Annotated in this window: 15 protein-coding genes; 6 read left to right on the plus strand and 9 right to left on the minus strand. The window is 72.5% G+C overall.

The window, feature by feature from the left end; all coding sequences use genetic code 11:
- Nucleotides 1-11 precede the first annotated feature (11 nt).
- Nucleotides 12-341, minus strand: a complete 330-nt coding sequence (locus tag E1O70_RS13105) for a WhiB family transcriptional regulator (protein WP_021482334.1) — start codon at nt 339-341, stop codon at nt 12-14.
- Nucleotides 342-519: 178 nt separating this feature from the next.
- Between E1O70_RS13105 and E1O70_RS13110 the strand changes: the two genes are divergently transcribed.
- Complete coding sequence (locus tag E1O70_RS13110) at nt 520-1,350, plus strand: TIGR03089 family protein (RefSeq protein ID WP_076405931.1); 831 nt, start codon at nt 520-522, stop codon at nt 1,348-1,350.
- 14 nt (nt 1,351-1,364) lie between these two features.
- Nucleotides 1,365-3,611: a glycosyltransferase family protein gene (locus E1O70_RS13115; RefSeq protein ID WP_061267500.1), complete on the plus strand. Its 2,247-nt coding sequence runs from the start codon at nt 1,365-1,367 to the stop codon at nt 3,609-3,611.
- On the opposite strand, the gene lhgO is transcribed toward E1O70_RS13115, so the two are convergent.
- From lhgO to E1O70_RS13135, 4 genes are all read right to left on the minus strand, one after another.
- Nucleotides 3,575-4,762, minus strand: a complete 1,188-nt coding sequence (gene lhgO / locus E1O70_RS13120) for an L-2-hydroxyglutarate oxidase (RefSeq protein ID WP_061267499.1) — start codon at nt 4,760-4,762, stop codon at nt 3,575-3,577. The genes E1O70_RS13115 and lhgO overlap by 37 nt on opposite strands.
- Nucleotides 4,763-4,816: 54 nt before the next feature.
- Nucleotides 4,817-7,396, minus strand: a complete 2,580-nt coding sequence (locus tag E1O70_RS13125; RefSeq protein WP_082774386.1) for an N-acetylmuramoyl-L-alanine amidase — start codon at nt 7,394-7,396, stop codon at nt 4,817-4,819.
- A gap of 91 nt (nt 7,397-7,487) precedes the next feature.
- On the minus strand, nt 7,488-8,552 hold the full coding sequence (locus tag E1O70_RS13130; protein ID WP_082774385.1) for a lysylphosphatidylglycerol synthase transmembrane domain-containing protein: 1,065 nt from the start codon (nt 8,550-8,552) through the stop codon (nt 7,488-7,490).
- Nucleotides 8,552-9,319 (minus strand): DapH/DapD/GlmU-related protein, encoded by a 768-nt coding sequence (locus E1O70_RS13135; protein WP_061267497.1) that lies wholly within the window; start codon nt 9,317-9,319, stop codon nt 8,552-8,554. The genes E1O70_RS13130 and E1O70_RS13135 overlap by 1 nt, the downstream gene beginning before the upstream one ends.
- Before the next feature lie 250 nt (nt 9,320-9,569).
- Here E1O70_RS13135 and E1O70_RS13140 point away from each other — a divergent pair, with 250 nt between their 5' ends.
- Together E1O70_RS13140 and E1O70_RS13145 are read left to right on the plus strand one after the other, a co-directional pair.
- On the plus strand, nt 9,570-10,670 hold the full coding sequence (locus E1O70_RS13140; protein ID WP_061267496.1) for a DegT/DnrJ/EryC1/StrS family aminotransferase: 1,101 nt from the start codon (nt 9,570-9,572) through the stop codon (nt 10,668-10,670).
- Nucleotides 10,670-11,656: a Gfo/Idh/MocA family protein gene (locus E1O70_RS13145; RefSeq protein WP_061267495.1), complete on the plus strand. Its 987-nt coding sequence runs from the start codon at nt 10,670-10,672 to the stop codon at nt 11,654-11,656. Before E1O70_RS13140 ends, E1O70_RS13145 begins: the two co-directional genes overlap by 1 nt.
- Before the next feature lie 80 nt (nt 11,657-11,736).
- On the opposite strand, the gene E1O70_RS20595 is transcribed toward E1O70_RS13145, so the two are convergent.
- Genes E1O70_RS20595 through E1O70_RS13160 form a run of 3 tightly spaced genes read right to left on the minus strand, consistent with a single transcriptional unit; the run spans nt 11,737 to nt 14,299 of the window.
- The gene (locus E1O70_RS20595; protein ID WP_061267494.1) at nt 11,737-12,177 is read right to left on the minus strand and encodes an acyltransferase; all 441 of its coding nucleotides are present in this window, start codon (nt 12,175-12,177) and stop codon (nt 11,737-11,739) included.
- Nucleotides 12,178-12,179: 2 nt separating this feature from the next.
- Complete coding sequence (locus E1O70_RS13155; protein ID WP_061267493.1) at nt 12,180-13,112, minus strand: NAD-dependent epimerase/dehydratase family protein; 933 nt, start codon at nt 13,110-13,112, stop codon at nt 12,180-12,182.
- Between the two features lie 44 nt (nt 13,113-13,156).
- Nucleotides 13,157-14,299, minus strand: a complete 1,143-nt coding sequence (locus E1O70_RS13160) for a DegT/DnrJ/EryC1/StrS family aminotransferase (RefSeq protein ID WP_061267492.1) — start codon at nt 14,297-14,299, stop codon at nt 13,157-13,159.
- Between the two features lie 87 nt (nt 14,300-14,386).
- Between E1O70_RS13160 and E1O70_RS13165 the strand changes: the two genes are divergently transcribed.
- On the plus strand, nt 14,387-16,414 hold the full coding sequence (locus E1O70_RS13165; RefSeq protein ID WP_061267491.1) for a SpoIID/LytB domain-containing protein: 2,028 nt from the start codon (nt 14,387-14,389) through the stop codon (nt 16,412-16,414).
- On the opposite strand, the gene E1O70_RS13170 is transcribed toward E1O70_RS13165, so the two are convergent.
- A complete protein-coding gene (locus E1O70_RS13170) occupies nt 16,415-17,395 on the minus strand; it encodes a glycosyltransferase family 2 protein (protein ID WP_061267490.1) in 981 nt (326 codons plus the stop codon). It lies immediately after the preceding gene.
- A gap of 178 nt (nt 17,396-17,573) precedes the next feature.
- Between E1O70_RS13170 and E1O70_RS13175 the strand changes: the two genes are divergently transcribed.
- A complete protein-coding gene (locus E1O70_RS13175) occupies nt 17,574-19,742 on the plus strand; it encodes a hypothetical protein (RefSeq protein ID WP_128957445.1) in 2,169 nt (722 codons plus the stop codon).
- The last annotated feature ends 4 nt before the right edge of the window (nt 19,743-19,746 follow it).

Here is a 19,746-nt window from a genome sequence, read left to right on the forward strand (position 1 = left end):
GGGCCCGGTCGTCAGACGACGCGGCGCTTGAGCTTGCGGCGCTCCCGCTCGGAGAGCCCGCCCCAGATGCCGAAGCGCTCGTCGTGCTCGAGCGCGTACTCCAGGCACTCGGCCCGGACCTCGCAGCCCGTGCAGACCTTCTTCGCCTCGCGCGTGGACCCGCCCTTCTCCGGGAAGAAGGCCTCCGGGTCCGTCTGGGCGCACAGCGCGCGCTCCTGCCACCCCATGAGCGAGTCGTCGACCGGCTCACCGAAGAGCGGCAGCACCGGTGCCACGCGCTCCACCTCTCGCTCAGCGTCGGAGGGGAAGACCCCGCCCGTCCCGTCCAGCATGTTCCACATTGCTCGCCCCTTCATGCCGTTCGCCGGGCCTCGAGCGAGAACCAGGCAGGAAACTGCATTGAAGAAATTACACGCGTGTCATCCGCGGGCGTCAAGCCGAAATGTGATAGCCCCGCGGAGGCGGCGGGTGAAACCATCACATCTCGGGTGTCGATATCAGCACCCTAGGGTGGTGTCCATGGTGTCCGCTCCCCACGCCCCCGCCCCTCGCGGCGACCGCCCCACCCACGTCGCTGACCTGCTCCGACTCGTCACGCGCGACCCCGGTCGGCCCCGGCTCACGTGGTACGGGGACGACGGCGAGCGCGTCGAGCTCTCCGGCGCGGTGCTCGAGAACTGGGTGAACAAGACGACGAACCTGCTCGTCGAGGAATTCGACGCCGGTCCTCGAACGCAGGTCGTTCTCGATCTTCCCGTGCATTGGCGGACCGTCGTCTGGGCGTTCGCTGCATGGCGCGTGGGAGCGACCGTGGTCCTGACGGACGAGAATGCCACCGGTGCGAGCACGCCGCACGCCGACGTGGTCGTCACCGACCGCCCGGACCGGTGGACGGCGTCCGGCGCGGAGCTCGTCGCCGTCGCGCTTCCTGCCCTCGCCCGTGCGTTCGACGGCGCGCTCCCGGCCGGTGCGATCGACGCTGCGTCGGCGGTGATGACGTACGGCGACCAGGTCGGGTGGGTCCCGCAGGTCGAGCCCGCAGCACCGGCGTGGGTCTCCGGCGCCGGCAGCGCGGCGCACGAGGAGCTCGTGCCGCGCACCGGGACCGCGCCCGGGGCGCGGACGCTGGTCACTCCGGGCGCGGGCTCCGCTACCCTGGGGGCGTGCCTCGCGGTCCTGGCCGACGACGGGTCGGTCGTCCTGGTCTCCCCGAGGTACGCGCGACGGCTCCGCACGGACGAGGACGCGGCGCGGCGCCTCGCCACGGGCGAACGGATCGACGCCGAAGCGCACGTCGACAGGGACGCCCCCCAGCCGGACCGACCCCGGTCCCCGACGACCTCGACCTGAAGCAGGGGAGCATCATGCCCGTCCGTCGGATCGGCCCTCGGGCTGCCGAACTCCTCACCAGTCTCGGTGTCGCCGTCGGCGTCATCGTCGCCGCCGTCCTCGTCAAGGCGTTCGACCGGATGTTCGGGTTCTGGGGGGACAACGCAGAGTCGTTCGCCCCCCTGTGGCACCACCTCGGGACGGAGCTCCGCGCCGGCCGCTGGCTGCCGATGGACCCCGCCGGCTGGGCCGGGGGCAACTACGTCGCCGAGGCGGCCTACGGCGTGCTCAACCCCGTGAGCCTCGCCAACTTCGTCCTGCTGTCCGGCTTCGACGACCTCGCTCGAGGGATCTTCGTCGTCATGACGGAGTTCCTCGCGCTCCTGGGCGTTGCCACCTACCTGCTCGCACGGTCCTACGGTGCGGCGCGGGGCCCGGCGGTGAGCGTCGGTCTGGCCATGCCGCTCGCCGGCTTCACGCTGTTCTACGGTGCCGGCAACTGGGCGTCCGGCCTCATGGCCACGACCTGGGTGGTGTGGTTCTGGTGGGCCGCGCACCGGTACTCCCGCGGCACCCTGAACCCGCTCGTCGCGTTCGCGTTCGGCGGGCTGGCCGTGACGGTCGGCAACCCCTACGCGATCCTCGGCATCCTCGTGGTCCTGGCGGCCCTGGCGGCGGACCTCGTCGTGCGGCGGCGGTGGTCGACGCTCGGGCGTCTGGTGGTCCTCGGAGCGAGCGTCGGGGCGCTTGCCGCCGTCGTGTACCTGCCCCTGGTGGGGACGCTCGGGGTGACCGTGCGTCAGGCTCCCGAGGCCGTCTCCAACGACGGGTACATGGTCCCCGACCTCCAGGACCTCGCGGGCATGAGCAGCCCCTCCTACCTGCCGTCCATGCTGGCGTGGTACTCCCGCTCGGACTACGTGCCCTCGACGTACCTCGCGTGGTTCGTCCTCCCGCTCCTCCCCTGGCTCCGCTGGGGAGCGGCGCGAGCACTCGGCAAGCGTCTCGTAGGACCGCTCGTCTTCACCTCGCTCATGCTCCTCCTCACCGTCGGACCCGCCCAGATCTGGCTTTTCCGGTGGCCCATCCGGTTGGTCGAGTACACGTACGTCGGGGTCTGCGTGCTCTTCGCAGCGCTGCTCTCCCTCGGTCTCGCGCGCTCCCACCGGGGTCTCCGCGCCGCGCTCAGCGCGACCGTGGTCGCCTTCGGTTTCTTCAACGCCTGGGCCGTCACGCCGCAGGACTGGACCGTGCACCTCGCGTTCGCCGGCACGGTGCTCGCGCTCGTCGCGGCCGCCGTGCTGGTCGCACGCCGCTTCGGGGCGCGCTGGGTCGTGGTGCCCCTCGTCGCAGGGTGCCTCGTCGTGGCGCCGGCGCAGGCGTCGCTGTTCGGGTGGAGCCACCAGCAGCTCGGCGTCGCCGCCGACCGCGGGGCGGCGCACGACCTCACCGAGCTGCGCGCCGCGACCGCGCCCTACCGAGGAGCGGTGCTGCAGCTCGGCTCGATCGAGGCGCTGGAGCCCGGTTCCAGCGCCGTGCGGGAGGGCCACCTCGTGTTCGGTCATCAGGGCGCGGCGGCGGGACTGGAGACGCTCGGCCGCTACACCGGCATCGACTTCCCGTCCTTCACGTCGCCGCTGTGCATGGACTACCGCGGCGGCACGGGCTGCGCGAGCCTCGCGGAGCGCCTGCAGGACCCGGTCGAGGGCGGCTACGACGCCACGCTGCTCGATGCGCTCGGCGTGGACACGCTCGTCTACAGCAAGGCCTCGTTCGAGCCGGAGGAGATCGTGCGGCCCAGCGGCTGGCGCGAGGTCGTGGACGACGCCGACCGTGTCGTCTTCGTCCGTCCCACGCCCGCACCCGACGTCACGGCCACCCCGTCGGAGGAAGTCGTCTCGGCCGAGGCGACGACGGCCGAGGACGGCTCCGTGCACGTGCGCGTCGTCGCCGACAGAGACGGGACGGTGCTCCTCGACCGGCTCGCGTGGCCGGGGTACGGCGCTCAGGACGGCGAGGGTCGTGCGCTCGCCGTCCGCGAGGGGCCGTACGGACTCCTCGAGGTGAGCGTCCCCGCCGGGACCACGGACGTCACCCTGTCGTTCCGCAGTCCCGGGCTGACGACCGGAGCGGCGATCGCCGCCGGCGGGCTCCTGGCGGCTCTCGTGCTGGCCGTCGTCCACGTGCTGGGCGGCCGACGCCGGGCCCGCCCCTTCCCGCCCGAGGACGACCGGGTCGTGCCCCCTCAGGCGGTGACCGAGTCCAGCTCGTCGACGATGTGACCGGCGATCTCGAGGGCGCACGTCGCGGCGGGTGACGGGGCGTTCAGCACGTGCACCTGGCGCGACGTGCCCTGGACGAGGAAGTCGTCGACCATCGTGCCGTCCCGGCGCAGCGCCTGCGCGCGGACCCCGGCCTCCGCCGGGCTCAGGTCGTCGACACCGATGCCAGGGACGAGCTCGGAGAGGCTGCGCGCGAAGGCGCGCCCCGAGACGGACCGCAGACCCTCCTTCACGCCGGCGGCGACGTTGCGCGCCGCGAGCCTCCACAGTCCCGGCCACGCGAGGGACCCGGCGAGCTCCTTGACGTCCACGTCACGCCAGCGGTATCCCTCGCGCGCGAGCGCGAAGACCGCGTTCGGGCCCGCGTGCACGGACCCGTCGACCATCTTCGTCAGGTGCACGCCGAGGAACGGGAACGCCGGGTCGGGCACCGGGTAGATGAGTCCGTTGACGAGGTAGCGACGCTCGGGGACGAGCTCGAAGTACTCGCCTCGGAACGGGACGATGCGCGCCTCGGGCTCGAGCCCGGAGGCCGCCGCGACACGGTCGCTGTAGAGGCCCGCGCACGCGACGAGCGAGTCTGCGCGGACCTCGCCCCGGGTCGTCTCGACCACGACGCCGTTCGGCTCCGTCCGCGCGGAGACGAACTCCGCGCCGTAGCGGATCTCGCCGCCCCGCTCGAGGACGAGGTCGAGCATCGCCCGGCACACGCCGACGTAGTCCACGATCCCGGTGCTCTCGACCCGGAGGGCGCGCACCGCGCGGACGTACGGCTCGTACTCGCGTGCCTCCTCGGCCGAGACCACGCGAGCGGGGACGCCGTTCTCCACCGCCCGCGCGGCCAGACGATCGAGCTGGGCGACCTGGTCGTCCGAGGTCGCGACGACGAGCTTGCCGCAGATGTCGACCGTCACCCCGTGCTCGCGCGCGAAGGCCGTCATGGACTTCGCGCCCGCCACCGACATCCGCGCCTTGTGCGAGCCCGGCGTGTAGTAGAGACCGGAGTGGATCACGCCGGAGTTGCGCCCGGTCTGGTGCGCCGCGGGCCGCTCCTCCTTCTCGAGGACGACGACCTCGTCCCCACGCCGCGAGAGCCTCTCGGCGACGGCAAGACCGACGATTCCCGCACCTACCACTACGACTCGCGACATGACGACCCTTCACCGACGTGACTGACGCGGCGACGGGGGCGGGACGGAGTTCCGTCAGCCCGTGACAACTCCGTCGCGCACGGTCAGGGTACCCCCTTCGAACCGCTGGGTCGTCGTCCCGCCGGTCGTCACGGCCTCGGCGACCGGAACTCCGAGACGACCCGCGTAGCCTCCCCGGTCCGACCAGCCGCGAGCGACCGCCGCCGGCACGAGGAGAGCGCCCGTCGTCGGCGTCCACGCGACCTGCGCACCTGACGAGAACGAGCTGTACCCACCGGCGCGCCCGGCGTAGTTGACCGGCTCGGAGACCGGGTAGCCCGGCCCGCGGGTCCCTCCGGCAGCACGCCACCGGTCACGGATCGCCCCCCACACGGTGTAGGTCGCGCCCGACGGGGCGGAGACCGTCGTCACGCCGGCGGCCAGGTCGATCTCCCACCCGCTGCCGTCCGCGGTCCGCTTCTGGTCCGTGGTGGGGTAGCCGAGGCCGTTCACGCCGCCGCGCCCGTACCAGTAGTGCCGTACCGGGCCGTGGATCACGTGCGCACCGGTCGACGCCGTGGCGAGGATGGTGCCGCCGCCCTCGAACTCGGCGAACGTCCCGACGCCGTCCCCCACCGGTCCCTCGGACCGCGTGGGGTAGCCGAGGAGACCCGTGGCTCCCCCGCTGCGCCACCACGCGGCGCGGACACCGCCGGTCAGCGTCCTGGCCCCGGTGGTCGGGGTCCACAGGACGGAGCCCCCCTTCTCGAACTCCACGAAGAGACCTCTGCCGTCCCCGACCGGGGACTGCGTCCGGTTCGGGTACCCGAGGGTTCCCGTCGCACCGCCCGTCCGCCACCACTCCGAGCGGAGCGCCCCCGAGATCGCGGCGGTGCCCGTGGTCGGCGTCGACAGGAGCGAGCCGGTGCTCTCGAACTCGATGAAGACTCCGCGGCCGTCCCCGACGAACCGCTGGGAGGTCGTGGGGTAGCCGAGCCAGCCCGTCGCGCCGCCCTCGCGCCACCAGCCCCGGCGGAGGTCACCGCCGATGGCCTGGCTCCCGGTCTGCGGGCTCCAGACGACGCTCGCGTCGGCGCTGAACTCCTGCGCGCGCCCTCGCCGGTCGCCGACGTCGAACTCGAAGCTCCGCGGGAACCCCATGCCGGTGAACCCCGACCCGGCGAGCCAGCCCGGTCGGATGCGCGGCGAGATCGAGTGCACCCCCACGCCGGGCTCGTACGTCGCGCTGAACCCGTTCGTGAAGTACGCGGCCGACCCCGTACCGACGTCGGACTCGAGCTGGCCCACGTCGCCCCACGTGCGGCCGAGCGCCTGCCAGTTGCTCCAGATCTGCGTCTTGGCCGCGCCGGTCAGCTCGCCGACCCGATTCCGGAGCCACGGGAGGATCGAGTACCCGGCGTTGCCCGGGCAGGACGTGTACGCGACGTCCCGGTGCGCCAGGATCCGGTAGATCCGCACCCCCGTACCCGGTGAGAAGCGGGAGGTGGAGTGCCCAGGGGTCACGTAGGTCGAGACCTCCCACGGGTCGAACAGGTAGGACCCGCCCAGCCGCCACGCGATGATCCGGGCGACCGACTCGCGCAGCGCAGCCGACGGCGCGACGGAGGAGTAGTCGCCCATCATCGAGACGCCGAACGTGCCGGAGTTGAACCCGCCCGCGTGCGCGGCGACCGTCGCCATCGTCAGTCCGCCGAAGCGGCCCTCGAAGATCTGCCCGTACTGGTCGACGAGCACGTTGTAGCCGATGTCGCCCCAGCCTCGCGACTGGGCGTGGTAGGCGTAGATCCCGCGCACGATCCCCGGCGACTGGGCAGGGGTGTAGCTGTTGGACCCGGCGGTGTGGTGCAGGACGGCGGCCACCGTCGTCTGCGCGTACTGGGGGGTCCACGTCATGAGTGCCGGGTCGGCGCCCCACTGGGCCCGCGAGATCACGGTCGGGGGCGCAGGCGCGGTCCCCGTCCGCAGCGGGCCTGCCAGGGCGGCCGAGCGGCCTGCGCTGCTCCCCCGGGACCCGACCAGCTGCACGCCGGGAGCCTGGGCACCGAGCTGCTTGTCGACGTCGGTGACGTCGGTCGAGATCGCCGCGACGTCGAGGCCTTCCGCCATCGGGCCGTCAGGCCCCCACGCGCGCACCTCGACGCGAGCGGCCCCGCCGGTGAACCACGGGTCGGTGCCGCCGCCGTCGCCGTCGGGGTCCTGCTCCGGCTCCAGCGCCGTCCACTCCGACCACTCGTCGTCCGCACCCTGGGCCCGGACCTCGACCCGGTCCGGCGACACGGTGCCCTTCCACGTCACCCCGACGATGGTCGCGCCGTCGACGTCGACCGCCCGTGCGGGGACCGCTCCGAGCACCGGTGCGTCCTGTGCCGCGGCCACCTCGGCCGAGACCTGCGCGTCCGGTGCGGCAGGCTCGTCGGCCGGCACGACCGGCGCGTCGCCGAGGTCGAACGCCGCGACGTCGGTGCTCGCGTCCTGCTGCGCGTCGACCGCGGGGTGCGTCACGTCACCCGGGACGGCCACGGTGACGTTCGGTGCCGGGCCCTGCGCCGTCGGCGCCGCCGACGCGGCGCCAGCCGTCGTGGGTACGCACAACGCGGCGCACAGCACCGCCCCTGCCGTCCTTGCTGCCAGCATTCCGTTACCTGCCCCTTCGGCGGACGCCGTGTCCTGCCCCTCGGCAGTCTAGGCAGCGCCCCGCGTCTCCGCAGGTCGGGAGCGGTGCCGGTCAGTCGATGCCCGGATCCCCGTGGTAGTGGCCGAGACGACGCTTGGCGACGACCGCGAGGCCGGCCGCACCCCCGGCGGTCATCAGGTCGGCCACGGTGAAGAGCAGCCGGGATACCGTCGCGTAGGCCACCGCGGCGGGCGTCCCGACGAGGGGTGCCAGCGCGGCCACGATGACCAGCTCCCTGACGCCGGCACCGGAGGGCAGGATGAACGCGAACAGGCCGGCGAGCATCGCGAGCGCCATCACGCCGGCGCACAGCAACCACACCGACGGACCCACCTCGGCGCTCGAGCGCGCCAGGAGCCAGAGGTGGGCACCGCTGCACAGGTACGAGCCGAGAGCCCAGGCCAGGGAGGCCAGCACGGTGCGGTAGGAGACCGGGTGGTCGGGGCGCGGGCGGCGCAGGATCTTGAACCCGAAGCGCGCGGCGGCCGTGAGGATGCGCGGGTGCAGGCAGATCAGCGCGACCGGCAGCATGAGGTAGAGCCAGTAGAGCCAGGAGAGGTCGCCGTTCTCGCGCACGATCTCCGGGACGGCGAGGGCTCCCGCGAGCAGGGCCGCCACGATCGTCACGGCGATCGAGAAGAGCGTCCCCGCGAAGACGCGCGCCCGCGCCAGCCCGGCCTTGCGGCCCAGCTCGAGCTGGAGCACGTAGGCCCAGACGGATCCCGGCAGGTACTTGCCGAGCTGCCCCACGAGGAAGACCTGAGCGCCGCGCCCGGGTCCGATCGGCTTGCCCAGGTCGTCGACGAGGACCTGCCAGCTCATCGTCGCGCACCCGATCGACGCGACGACAGCGACCAGCGAGAGGACGATGGACCAGGGAGAGATGTCGCGCAGGTACGGCAGCACCTCGTCCCAGTTGGTCCACAGGTAGAAGACGGCCGCCCCGACCACCGTCGCCAGGAGCACGTACCGCGCGACGTTGAGGATCTTGTCGCGCGCCCGCGGCTCGGCGGCGGGCGCGCCGTCCTGCGCGGGTGCGGCCGGCGGGGCCGGCTCCGTCGACGGGTTCTCCGGCGCGAGCTCGGACACGTGCTCGCGGTCCAGGGCGTCCTCCATCAGACCGCCTCCCGAATCTCGCGGGCCGCCCGCTCGAGCGACGACCGCACCGGTCGGGTCGGCGCCGCCGCACGCCATGCCGCGCGGTCCGCGGCGATCGCGTCGAGGCCTGCCGCGTCGTCCAGCAGGAGGTCGCCGTCCGCGTAGCGCGACGCGAGGAGGTCCGCCACCTCGGGCGCGGCTCCAGCCCTGCTCAGGCCGACGGCGTTCACCCCGTGCAGGCGCGGCGGCACGCCGAACACCTTCGTCCACGGGGGGACGTCCCCCGTCAGCGCCGTGCCCATGCCGACCATCGCACCGGGGCCGATCACGCGGCGCTGGTGCACGACCGCGTTCATCCCCAGGGTCGCGCGGGACCCGATCGTGCAGTGACCACCCACGCTCACGCCCGCGGAGACGGTCACGTCGTCGCCGAGCTGGACGTCGTGGGCGAGGTACGCGCCGTTGAGGAGCCAGCACCGGGCGCCGACGACAGTGCGCCGCGCGCTGCCCTGGTGGATCACGACGCGCTCGCGCAGGACCGAGTCCGCACCGATCTCGACACCCTGGTGCTCGAGGTCGCCCGTCCAGGCGGTGTTCTGTCGCAGGGACGCGATCTCCGGCGGCGCACCCACGCTCGCCCCCGCCCCGATCCACACCCTGTCGCCCACGCGCAGCGGGCCGAACAGGGTGACGTACGGGCCGAGCGCCACGTCGGCGCCGAGCTCCACGCCTGGTCCGACGTACGCCGTCGGATGGATGCGGGGATGTCCCTGGTGGGTGGTCACGGTACTCCTTCAGAACGAGGTCGCCGACGAGAATCCCCCTGGCGCCTCAGGACTCGTGCACTGCGTCGAGGGGCCGTTGGTCCGTCCCCAGCAGCGTCGTACGGGTGACTAGGATGGGGCGGACGGCAACTGACCCGGGTGATTCTACCCAGGAGCCGGGGGGCACCGACGTAGGCGCCCCACGCATCGCGCACCCGGTGACGTCTGAGCGTCGACGCCCGTAGAGGACCGTGGAAAGTAGGCATGATCGATGATTCCGATTTCCGTCGTGCGGCTCAGCCCCCAGGCAGAGGAGCTCGCCGTCGACGTCATCCGCTCGGGCACGATCGCCCAGGGCCCCAAGGTCGCCGAGTTCGAGCGGCGCTTCGCCGAGCTCGTCGGGGCTGAGCACGCCGTCGCCGTGAACAACGGGACGACCTCGCTCGTGGCCTCGCTGCAGGTCCTCGACCTGCAGCCGGGGGACGAGGTCGTCACGAGCCCGTTCACCTTCGTCGCGACGCTCAACGCGATCCTCGAGGCCGGGGCGACGGCGCGGTTCGGCGACATCTCCACGGACGACTTCAACCTGACCCCCGAGTCGGCGCGCGCCGCGGTGACGGACCGCACCAAGGTCCTCATGCCGGTGCACCTGTACGGCCAGACGGCGGACATGACCGGTCTGGGCGCGCTCGCCGAGGAGCGCGGGCTGCGCATCGTGGAGGACGCGGCGCAGGCGCACGGCGCGACGTTCGAGGGCCGCGGGGCCGGGACGTTCGGCCTGGGCAGCTTCTCGTTCTACGCCACCAAGAACCTCACCACCGGTGAGGGCGGGATGATCACGACGAACGACGCGGACCTCGCCGACCGGCTGCGGGTCCTGCGCAACCAGGGGATGCGCCAGCGCTACCAGTACGAGGTCGCCGGCCACAACTACCGCATGACCGACCTGCAGGCGGCGCTCGTCCTGCCGCAGCTCGACTCCTACGGCGACAACCTCACCAAGCGGCGGGCGAACGCGGCACGGCTCACCGAGCTGCTCGGCGACGTCGACGGGCTCGTCCTGCCCCAGCAGCTCCCGGGGCGCGAGCACGTGTGGCACCAGTACACCGTCCTGCTCCCCGAGGAGCGCGCGGAGCACCGCGAGAGCATCATCGAGCGCCTGCGCGACGAGCACGGCGTGGGCAGCGGCGTGTACTACCCGAAGACGGTCTACGACTACGACTGCTACCGCGACCGCGAGGACGTCGTCATCGGTGACGCCCCCGTGGCGGACGCCGTCGTCCGTCGTTGTCTCTCGATCCCGGTGCACGCGTACCTCTCCTCGGAGGACGTCGAGACGATCGCCGACTCGCTCCGGAAGGTCCTCGCCTGATGGCGGCGCCGAAGCTCGCCCTCGTAGGCGCGGGCTCGATGGGGCAGAACCACGCCCGCGTGATCGCCGCCTCTCCGCGTGCCGAGCTCGCGCTGGTGGTCGACCCGCACGAGCAGACGGGCCGCGCCGTCGCGGAGCGCTTCGGGGCCCGCTGGGCGCCGGACACCGACGGCCTCGCCGGCGTGGACGCGGTGGTGGTCGCCGCCTCGACGGAGTACCACTACGACATCGCCAAGAACGTCATCGAGGCGGGCCGTCCGCTCCTCGTGGAGAAGCCCGTCTGCCCCTCGCTGGAGCAGACCGAGGAGATCCTCGCGGCCTCCCTCGCGGCCGACGTCCCCCTGATGTGCGGCCTCCTCGAGCGGTACAACGCCGCCGTGATGGTCGCGCTGTCGATGGTCGAGCAGCCGCACCTGATCCGCGCCGAGCGGCACTCGCCGTACGCGCCCCGGATCAAGACCGGTGTGGCGTGGGACCTCCTCGTGCACGACGTCGACCTGGTGTCGCGGTTCTTCGGGAACGCCGATCCTCGGTCCCTCTCGGTCGAGGTGGGCCACTTCAGCCCGCAGTCGGCGCCGGGTGCGGAGGACGTGATCGAGACGTCCATGCGGTTCGACGGCGGCGGGATCGCGACGGTCTCCGCGAGCCGGATCGGCCAGCGCAAGGTCCGGACGCTCGTCATCCAGGAGCTCGACCGCATGATCGAGGTCGACCTGCTGCGGCGCGGAGTCACCGCGTACCGCCACACCACGATCGAGGAGGCGCGGGACGGCGGCCCCGGGTTCCGTCAGGCGACGGAGATGGAGGTGCCGGAGATCGTCGGTGCCGAGCCCCTGGTCACCCAGCTCAACCGTTTCCTCGACCTCGTCGAGGGCACGGCCGACGCCGAGGAGGAGCGCCGCTCGATCCTGCCCTCGCACCGGATCGTCTCCCGGGCGCTGCAGGCGAAGGCGGACGCCGCCACCGAGGCGGCACTTCAGGCCTGACCGGTCTCCTGACGCGCGAGAGGGGCGCACTCACACGCGGTGTGAGTGCGCCCCTCTCGTGTACGCAGGCCCGTGTCGCGTCAGCCCTGCGTGAACTCCGGGACGCCGTCAGGGCCGAACGCGACCGAGGCGACGCGACGCGCCGGGACGCCCGCGACCACGGTCCGGGCAGGGACGTCCTTGGTGACCACCGCTCCCGCGCCGATCACCGCCTCGTCCCCGATCGTGACTCCCATGTTGATGACCGCCCCCGCGCCGACGAAGACGCGGTCCCCGATCGTCACGGGCGCCCGGTCCACGGTCGGGTGGCGACGTCCGCTGACGCAGCGCCGTGCCGACGAGTGGGTGTAGATCTGGACGCCCGACGAGATGTCGCAGCCCTCCCCGATGGTGAGCCCACCGGAGCCGTCGATCACCGTGAACGCGCCGATCCACGTGCCCTGGCCGATGGTCGGCTCCCCGACGATCCACGCGAGCGGGTTGTACGGGTTGGCGGGCAGGCCGGCCCGGTCCTCGGCCAAGGTCAGCCCCCGATGCGGATGAGCTCGGTCATGCCGTCCTTGACGTTGATGGTCGGCTCGAAGCCGAGCACGTCCTTCGCGCGCGTGGTGTCTGCGGCACGGCGGCTCACGAGGACGTCGCGCGGGTTGAAGATCGGCTCCACGTCGGCGCCGACAGCGTCGATCAGGATGCGGGCGAGGTCCGCGATGGACGTGTCGATGCCCGTCCCGACGTTCACCGGCACGTTGTCCTTCTCCGCCTCCATGGCGAGCACCACGGACCGCGCGATGTCGTGGACGTGGATGAAGTCCATCGACTGCTCGCCCTTGCCGTCGATGACGGGCGGCTCGCCGTTGCGGATGCGGTTCACGAAGTGGTTGATCACCGACGTGTAGTAGGCGGTGGTCTTCTGGCCCGGTCCGTAGACGTTGAAGAACCGGAGCGCGATCCACGACAGCCCCGCGCGGCGCTGGTAGTACCCGAGCAGGTCCTCACCGGTGCGCTTCGAGATGCAGTAGGGCGTGAGCGGCGAGAGCGTGTCGTCCTCGTGCATGGGGAGCTTCTCGGGGTCGCCGTAGACCGACGCGCTCGACGCGAAGACGAGCCGCTTCACGCCGTGGTCGGCCGCCGCAGCGAAGACGTTGTGCTCGCCGATGGTGTTGATCTCCATCGACTCGTACGGGTCGGCCTGGCTCTTGTTGATCGAGACGGCGGCGAGGTGCACCACGTGGCTCGCACCCTTCATCGCCGCGTGGACCGCCCCGCCGTAGCGGATGTCCTGGTCGATGAGCTCGACGTTGCCCCGCTCGGCGAGACGCGCGACCGCGTCGCGGTCGCCGCGGAACATGTTGTCGAAGATGCGCACGTCGTAGCCCTTGTCGAGAAGCTGCGAGACGACGTGCAGGCCGATGAACCCGGCACCGCCGGTGACGAAGGCCGTGCGGTTTTCAGACATGGATGAAGAGCTCCCTCAGTGGCGGTGGTTCGGTGGGCTTCTGGTCAGCGACGAGTCGTCGCGGCCGTCGAGACGACCTCGCGGACGACCTGCGCGACGTACTCGACGTCGTCGTCCGTGAGGTTGGCGTGCATCGGGATGGCGATGTGCCGGGCGAACAGGTCGGCCGACACGGGGCACGCCTCCGTGGCGCCGTAGAGCGGCTGGACGTGGCTCGCATAGGTGCCGAAGTTGCAGCCCACACCACGCGAGCGCAGCGCGAGCGCGACGGCACCCCGGTCCAGCCCCGGGTCGAGCGTGAGCACGTACGACTGCCACGGGTGGGTCCGGTCCTCGAGCTCCACCGGCAGGGTCACCTGCTCCAGGTCACCGAGCAGCGTGGCGTAGCCCGCGGCCGCCTTCGTCCGGTTCTCGAGCAGCTGGGGCAGGCGTCGGACCTGCACGCGCATGATGGCCGCGCTGATGTCGGACAGGCGGTAGTTGTAGCCGAGCTCGTCGAAGGACGGCACCGGGAGCTCGGTCGAGGCGTCGCGCACGATCGCCGGCGCGATCCCGTAGGTGTGGAGCTTGCGCGCGTGGTCGACGAGGTCGGCGCGGGCGCTCACGAGCGCGCCGCCCTCCCCCGCCGTGATGCCCTTGCGGCCGTGGAAGCTGAAGGCGGCGACGTCGGCGAGGCTCCCGGCCGGGCGGCCCTTGTACGTCGCGCCCGCGGCGCACGCCGCGTCCTCGACGAGCCACAGGCCGTGCTTGTCGGCGATCGCACGGAGCTCGTCGTAGTCGGCCGGCTGCCCGAAGACGTCGACCGCGACGATCCCGACCGTGCGCGGCGTGATCGCCGCCTCGACGGCTGCGGGGTCCATCGACCAGATGTCCGGACGAACGTCCGCGAAGACCGGCTTGGCGCCGGTCCACATGACCGAGTGCCCGGTCGCGGGGAAGGTGTAGTCGCCGACGATGACCTCGTCACCCGGCCCGGCCCCGAGGGCGAGGAGCGCGAGGTGGAGGGCCGACCCGCAGTTCGACGTCGCGAGGACGTGGGGCACCCCGGCGACCTGGGCGAAGTCCGCCTCGAGCCCGAGGCAGGCGGGCCCGGCTCCTGAGAGCCATCCGGACTCGAAGACGCCTGCGACCGCGGCAAGCTCCTCCTCTCCGACGGTGGGCTGGCCGAGTGCGACGTTCCGTGTCATGTTCCTCCTAGGTCCGTCGAAGTCTACCAACGCCCACGCCGCGCAGCGGCCCGCGACGGCGCCAGGGCGTGTCAAGGAAGGTTGCTCATGGTCGTGGGTCGTCTGACGAGGGCGCTCGTCGTGCTCGTCGCCAGCATCGCGTTGCTCCTCCCCCTCTCCGGACCGGCCGCGGCGGACGAGACCGCGGTGCCCGACGCCGGTGGGAACTTCGAGCTGTGGGGGCACGGTTACGGCCACGGTCGAGGGCTGTCCCAGTGGGGCGCGCGCGGCGCCGCCTCGCTCGGGCAGTCGTCGGCGCAGATCCTCGGGTTCTACTACCCGGGGACGATTCTCACGGGGCAGCCGGACGAGCCGATCGTGGTCCGGCTGTCGACCGGCAGGTCCGGGGAGGTCGTCGTCGACGGCGAACCAGGGCTGGTGCTGCGCTGGGGCGGAGGCGACCTCCCGCTCCCGACGGTGTCTCCCCGGGGCAGCGCCGTGCTCAGCTGGCGCCTGGTCCGCCAGGGCTCCTCGGACCTCGTGCTCGACTACGTCGACGCATCCCGCGCGACGTGGGAGCGGTACAGCCTGGTCCCGGGCGTTTGGGGCACCTTCTACGCGGCGGACGGCGCCGTGCGGCTCGTCCGGCCGTCGTACGACCGGCGCGAGTACCGCGGCGGGGTCGGTGCCACCGTCGACAAGGGGGCGCTCGTCACCGTCAACATCGTCCCCCTGGAGAGCTACCTCCTGTCGGTCGTCCCTGCCGAGATGCCGTCGAGCTGGCCGGCCGCGGCGCTCGGGGCGCAGGCGGTGGCCGCCAGGACCTACGCGAGCCACCAGCGTCAGAACGCCGGGGGCCAGATCGACACGTGCGACACCACGGCGTGCCAGGTCTACTCCGGCAGGGCGTCGTACACGATGAACGGCACCCTGACGGCGACGCACGAGGCCGCCGCGACGACCGCCGCCATCGCGGCGACGTCGGGCAACGTGCTCATCACCGGGGGTCCTCGCAGCTACGCCTTCACGCAGTTCTCGGCGGCGAACGGAGGGTGGACGGCCGCGGGCTCGTTCCCGTACCTCTCCGCCCGCCCCGACCCGTACGACGGCGTCGTGCCGAGCACCGCGAACGCGTGGACGGCCGTCGTCTCCTCCGCCTCGGTCCGGTCGGCCTACCCGACCGTCGGCACTCCCACGCGCCTGACCGTGCTCGGGCGGTCGGGCAACGGCCGCTGGGGCGGTCGCGTCACGCAGGTGCGCGTCGAGGGGACGGCCGGGTCGGTCACCGTCACCGGTGACGCGTTCCGGTCGGCGTTCGGGCTGCGCTCCACGTGGTGGGCGGTGGCGGGCGGCACGCAGGGCAGCGGCGGGGTCGTCGCCGACGTCACCGGCGACGGCGTCCCCGACGCCTACGGCCGCGACGCCACGTCGGGCACGCTGTCGTTCTACCCCGGCCGCGCCGACGGGACGTTCTCGCCGCCGCGGGTGGTCGGCTCCGGATGGGGGATGCACGACTGGATCGGCTCGCCCGGCGACGTCGACAAGGACGGTGTGCCCGACCTGTACGCGCGGGAGCGCAGCACCGGCACGCTCTGGCTCTACGGACAGGCCCGCGACGGCCGGTCCACGTCCCGGCGTGCTGTCGGCACGGGCTGGCACACGGTCGACATGATCGTCGCCGCGGGCGACGTCACCGGCGACGGACGGCCCGACCTGTACGCGCGGACCACCATGCTCGGTGACCTGCTGCTGTACGCGGGCCGCGCCGACGGGACGTTCGACCCTCCGCGGACCGTCAACTCCGGGTGGCACGCGCTGGACGCCGTGGTCTCCGTGGGCGACGTGACGGGCGACGGACGACCGGACCTCCTGGGGCGGCTGCGCTCGAACGGGTCGCTCGTGCTCTACCGCACCGGGCCCGGCGGGACCATCCTCGACGCGAAGGTCGTCAACTCCGGCTGGGGAGGGTTCGACCTGCTCGCGGGGTCGGCCGGCTCGGGCGGCTCCGCGCTCCTCGCTCGGGAGCCTGGGACCTCAGGCGGCCTGCTGCGCCGCTACCCGGTCGGTCCGGGCGGGACGATCCTCCCCGCCGGGCTCGTGGGCAGCGGGTGGGACCTGCACTCCGCGATCTCCTGATCAGGCCTGCGGGGCGCCGTCGCGGACGGCTGCGGCGCGCCCCGCACGCACGACGTCGCGCACGACGAAGACCGGACGCCGACGCGCGTCGTCGCCGGCGCGCCAGACGTACTCCCCCACCACACCCAGGGCGACCATGTTCGCGCCGCCCACGGCGAGGACCAGACCCGCCACGAGGGCGATCCCGGCGGGCGCCCCCGGGAAGAAGGCCAGCACGAGGGACGTGAGGAGCGTCAGCGCCCCCAGGGCGCCGAGCGCCAGCCCCGCCGTGGTGAGCCAGCGGACGGGCGCGAAGGAGAACTCGACGAACGAGTCGACGACCAGCTTCACCTTCTTGGACGAGGTCCACTTGCTCACGCCGTGGGGGCGCGGGAGCTGCTCGAAGAACACGCGGCGCTGCTCGAAGCCGGACCAGGCGATCATCGCGAGGACGTTGCGGTTGTTCTCCGGCATGCGGGTGATGACGTCGATCACGCGACGCGTGACGAGGATCTGGGACGGGCCCTCGGCCGGGTAGGTCGGGACCGTCGACGAGCGGTTGAAGACCTTGGAGAAGGTCTGCGCGAACGTCTCGGACGGGCCGCGACGCGTCGCGCGGACCGAGCGCAGCCCCCACACGACGTCGGCACCCGACCGCCACTCCTCCACGAAGCTCGCCACCGCCGAGAGCGGCTCCTGCCGGTCGGCGCTGAGCGTCAGCGCCGCGTCGCCCGTGCAGTGCGTGAGGCCCGCCGTGATCGCGGCGTGCGAGCCGAAGTTCCGGGAGAGCGACACCACGAGCGCCAGGTCGTCGTCGCGCAGGTGTGCGCGCACGGCGTCCGCGGTGCCGTCGGTCGACCCGTCGTCGACGAGCACGAGCTCGATCTCCAGGTCGTCGTGCGCAGCAACGATGTCTCGGTAGAAGTCGACGATCTCGCCCGCGCTCTCGTACTCGTTGAGCGCGGGGATGATCAGGCTCAGTCGGCCTGCCGTCGGGTTCATGGTTCTCCGTCCTCGTGTCACGCTCCGCCTCGGGCGCCGTGCCATGGTAGCGATCGTCGCCGGTGCTCGACGACGGCCCGACGGGCCGGGACGCCCTCGCCCGGAGGCTAGACTGTCCGACCGAGCCCGTGCCAGACCGCCCCCGGCGGTGGAACCGCTTCCTGGAGGATGTGCTGGAATGAGCGTCGTCGCGCGCCCTGGACGACTTCGACAGTCCCTGCCGGCGGTGCTGACGCCGCTCGTCACCGTTCTGCTCGGGGTGGTGGCCGCGTGGCGGGGCAACGACTTCTTCTACGACGGCGACGCGCCGGAGTCGTTCGTCCCGCTCTGGCACCACTTCGGCGAGCAGCTGCGTGCCGGTGTCTGGCCGCAGATGGACCCGGCCGGGTGGATGGGCGGGAACTACGCCGCCGAGGCCGCCTACAGCCAGTGGAACCCGGTGATCCTGGGGAACTACGTCCTCACGTCGTTCTTCGACGACCTCGCGCTCGCCGGCGCGGTCGTCGCCATCGAGATGCTCGTGCTGCTCGCGGTGTGCACCTATCTGCTCGCCCGGTCCTACGGGGCCGGGTCATGGCCGGCCTTCGCCGTCGCGACCGCCCTCCCGGTGTCCGGGTTCACCCTCTTCTACGAGGCGGCGGGGTGGCCGGCGGGCCTCGCCGCGTTCGTGGGCGTCACCGCCTTCTGGTGGGTCGCCCACCGACAGGTCACCCGCGGCGGCTCGCCGCTCTTCACGTTCGTCGTCGGCTTCCTCGCGATGACCACGGGCAACCCCTACGCAGCCCTCGGGCTGGTCGTCGTGCTGGCTGCTCTCGGCGTGGAGCTCCTGATCGCGCGCCGCTGGCAGGGGCTGGTCTCGCTGGTCGTCACCGGCGCGCTCGTGGGCATGACCGCGTGGCTCGTCTTCGGTCCCCTGCTCGGCACGCAGGACGTGACGTCGCGACAGGAGCTGGCACGGATCGCCAACGACACCTTCATGGTCCCGGACCTGGGTGACATCGCCGGGTCGAGCACCGCCTCCTACCTGCCGTCCATCACGAACTGGGGCGGCGCCCTCGTGGAGCAGCTGCCCTCCGTGTACCTGGCATGGTTCGTCCTGCCGCTCCTCCCGTGGCTGCGCTGGGGGGCGCTCGGAGCGCGCCTGCGCACCGCGCCGAGCCTGGCCGTGTTCGGCCTCGTCTTCGCGGTCATGGCGCTCGGGCCCTCGAACTTCTGGCTCTTCCGCTGGCCGCTGCGCGTCATCGAGTACCTGTACCTCGGTGTCCTCGTGGGCCTCGCCGTGGCGCTCACCGCGGGGCTGGCGACGTCGCACGCCCGCGCCCGTGCGCTGGGCAGCCTCTCCCTGGTGCTCCTGGGCGCCTACCTCGCCTTCGCGGTCCGGCCCGAGGACCAGCTGCGCCACGTCGCGGTCCTGGTCGTCACGCTCGGCCTGGTCGCCCTCGCCCTCCGTGTCGGCCGCCGCTCGACCGAGCAGCTCGCCGGTGTCCTGGCCGCGGGCACGCTCGTCTTCACCTTCTTCCAGACGTCGGTGTTCCCCAGCGACGGGAACCTCGGCACCTATCCCCCGTCGTCCGTGAGCGCGATCCGTGCGCAGGCGGACGGGTTCCGGGGCACGGTGCTCCAGCTGGCGAACCAGGGGCAGGCGACGTCCGAGTCGATCGAGTCGGCCCAGGTGCTGTTCGGCAACCTGCCCGTGGTCTCCGGCCACGAGTCCGTCAACCGCTACACGGGCATCGGCTACCGCGACTTCGCGAACGCGCTGTGCATCGACTACAAGGGCTCCGTCTGCCCCGAGGCGCTCGAGAAGGCTCTGCGCCCGGTCCGCGGCACGGAGGGGAACCTCCTCGACGCCCTGCGGGTCGAGACCCTCGTCCTCCAGCAGACGCAGTTCGAGGAGCAGATCGCGGACGGTCCGCCGGACGGCTGGCGCGTCGTGGAGGAGGACGACGAGCGTGCCGTGTGGGAGCGGATCGACCCCCTGACCCTCCCCGGGCGCGTCTCGGGCACGACGGGCGACCTCGAGGTCACCTCCTCGGACTCCTCGTTCGCCACCGAGACGGTCTCCGTCAGCGGCTCCGGGACGCTGACCTTCGCCCGCCTGGCCTGGCCCGGCTACACCGCGACCGCGGACGGCGACGTGATCCCGATGAAGGTGAGCCCGGAGGGGCTGCTGCAGGTCGACGTCCCCGACGGCGCCGACCAGGTGACGGTCCAGTACACGACGCCTGCGGTGCGTTCGGGCGCGATCCTGGCAGGGCTCGCTCTCGTGCTCGCGCTGGGTCAGTCGGTGGCCCTGGGCATGGTCCGGCGCCGCCGCCGCGTCGCGCCGTCCTCGGTCCCCTCCTGAGTCG

Origin of the sequence: Cellulosimicrobium funkei (genome assembly GCF_004519295.1) — a bacterium.
GTDB lineage: Bacteria > Actinomycetota > Actinomycetes > Actinomycetales > Cellulomonadaceae > Cellulosimicrobium > Cellulosimicrobium funkei.

Excerpts from the sequence above, each read along its gene's own strand:
- E1O70_RS13145 (WP_061267495.1), top strand. The coding sequence starts at position 10,670 with ATGGCGGCGCCGAAGCTCGCCCTCGTAGGCGCGGGCTCGATGGGGCAG.
- E1O70_RS13170 (WP_061267490.1), bottom strand. The coding sequence starts at position 17,395 with ATGAACCCGACGGCAGGCCGACTGAGCCTGATCATCCCCGCGCTCAAC.
- E1O70_RS13155 (WP_061267493.1), bottom strand. The coding sequence starts at position 13,112 with ATGTCTGAAAACCGCACGGCCTTCGTCACCGGCGGTGCCGGGTTCATC.
- E1O70_RS13110 (WP_076405931.1), top strand. The coding sequence starts at position 520 with ATGGTGTCCGCTCCCCACGCCCCCGCCCCTCGCGGCGACCGCCCCACC.
- E1O70_RS13130 (WP_082774385.1), bottom strand. The coding sequence starts at position 8,552 with ATGGAGGACGCCCTGGACCGCGAGCACGTGTCCGAGCTCGCGCCGGAG.
- lhgO (WP_061267499.1), bottom strand. The coding sequence starts at position 4,762 with ATGTCGCGAGTCGTAGTGGTAGGTGCGGGAATCGTCGGTCTTGCCGTC.
- E1O70_RS13115 (WP_061267500.1), top strand. The coding sequence starts at position 1,365 with ATGCCCGTCCGTCGGATCGGCCCTCGGGCTGCCGAACTCCTCACCAGT.
- E1O70_RS13125 (WP_082774386.1), bottom strand. The coding sequence starts at position 7,396 with ATGCTGGCAGCAAGGACGGCAGGGGCGGTGCTGTGCGCCGCGTTGTGC.
- E1O70_RS13160 (WP_061267492.1), bottom strand. The coding sequence starts at position 14,299 with ATGACACGGAACGTCGCACTCGGCCAGCCCACCGTCGGAGAGGAGGAG.
- E1O70_RS13175 (WP_128957445.1), top strand. The coding sequence starts at position 17,574 with ATGAGCGTCGTCGCGCGCCCTGGACGACTTCGACAGTCCCTGCCGGCG.
- E1O70_RS13140 (WP_061267496.1), top strand. The coding sequence starts at position 9,570 with ATGATTCCGATTTCCGTCGTGCGGCTCAGCCCCCAGGCAGAGGAGCTC.
- E1O70_RS13165 (WP_061267491.1), top strand. The coding sequence starts at position 14,387 with ATGGTCGTGGGTCGTCTGACGAGGGCGCTCGTCGTGCTCGTCGCCAGC.
- E1O70_RS13105 (WP_021482334.1), bottom strand. The coding sequence starts at position 341 with ATGTGGAACATGCTGGACGGGACGGGCGGGGTCTTCCCCTCCGACGCT.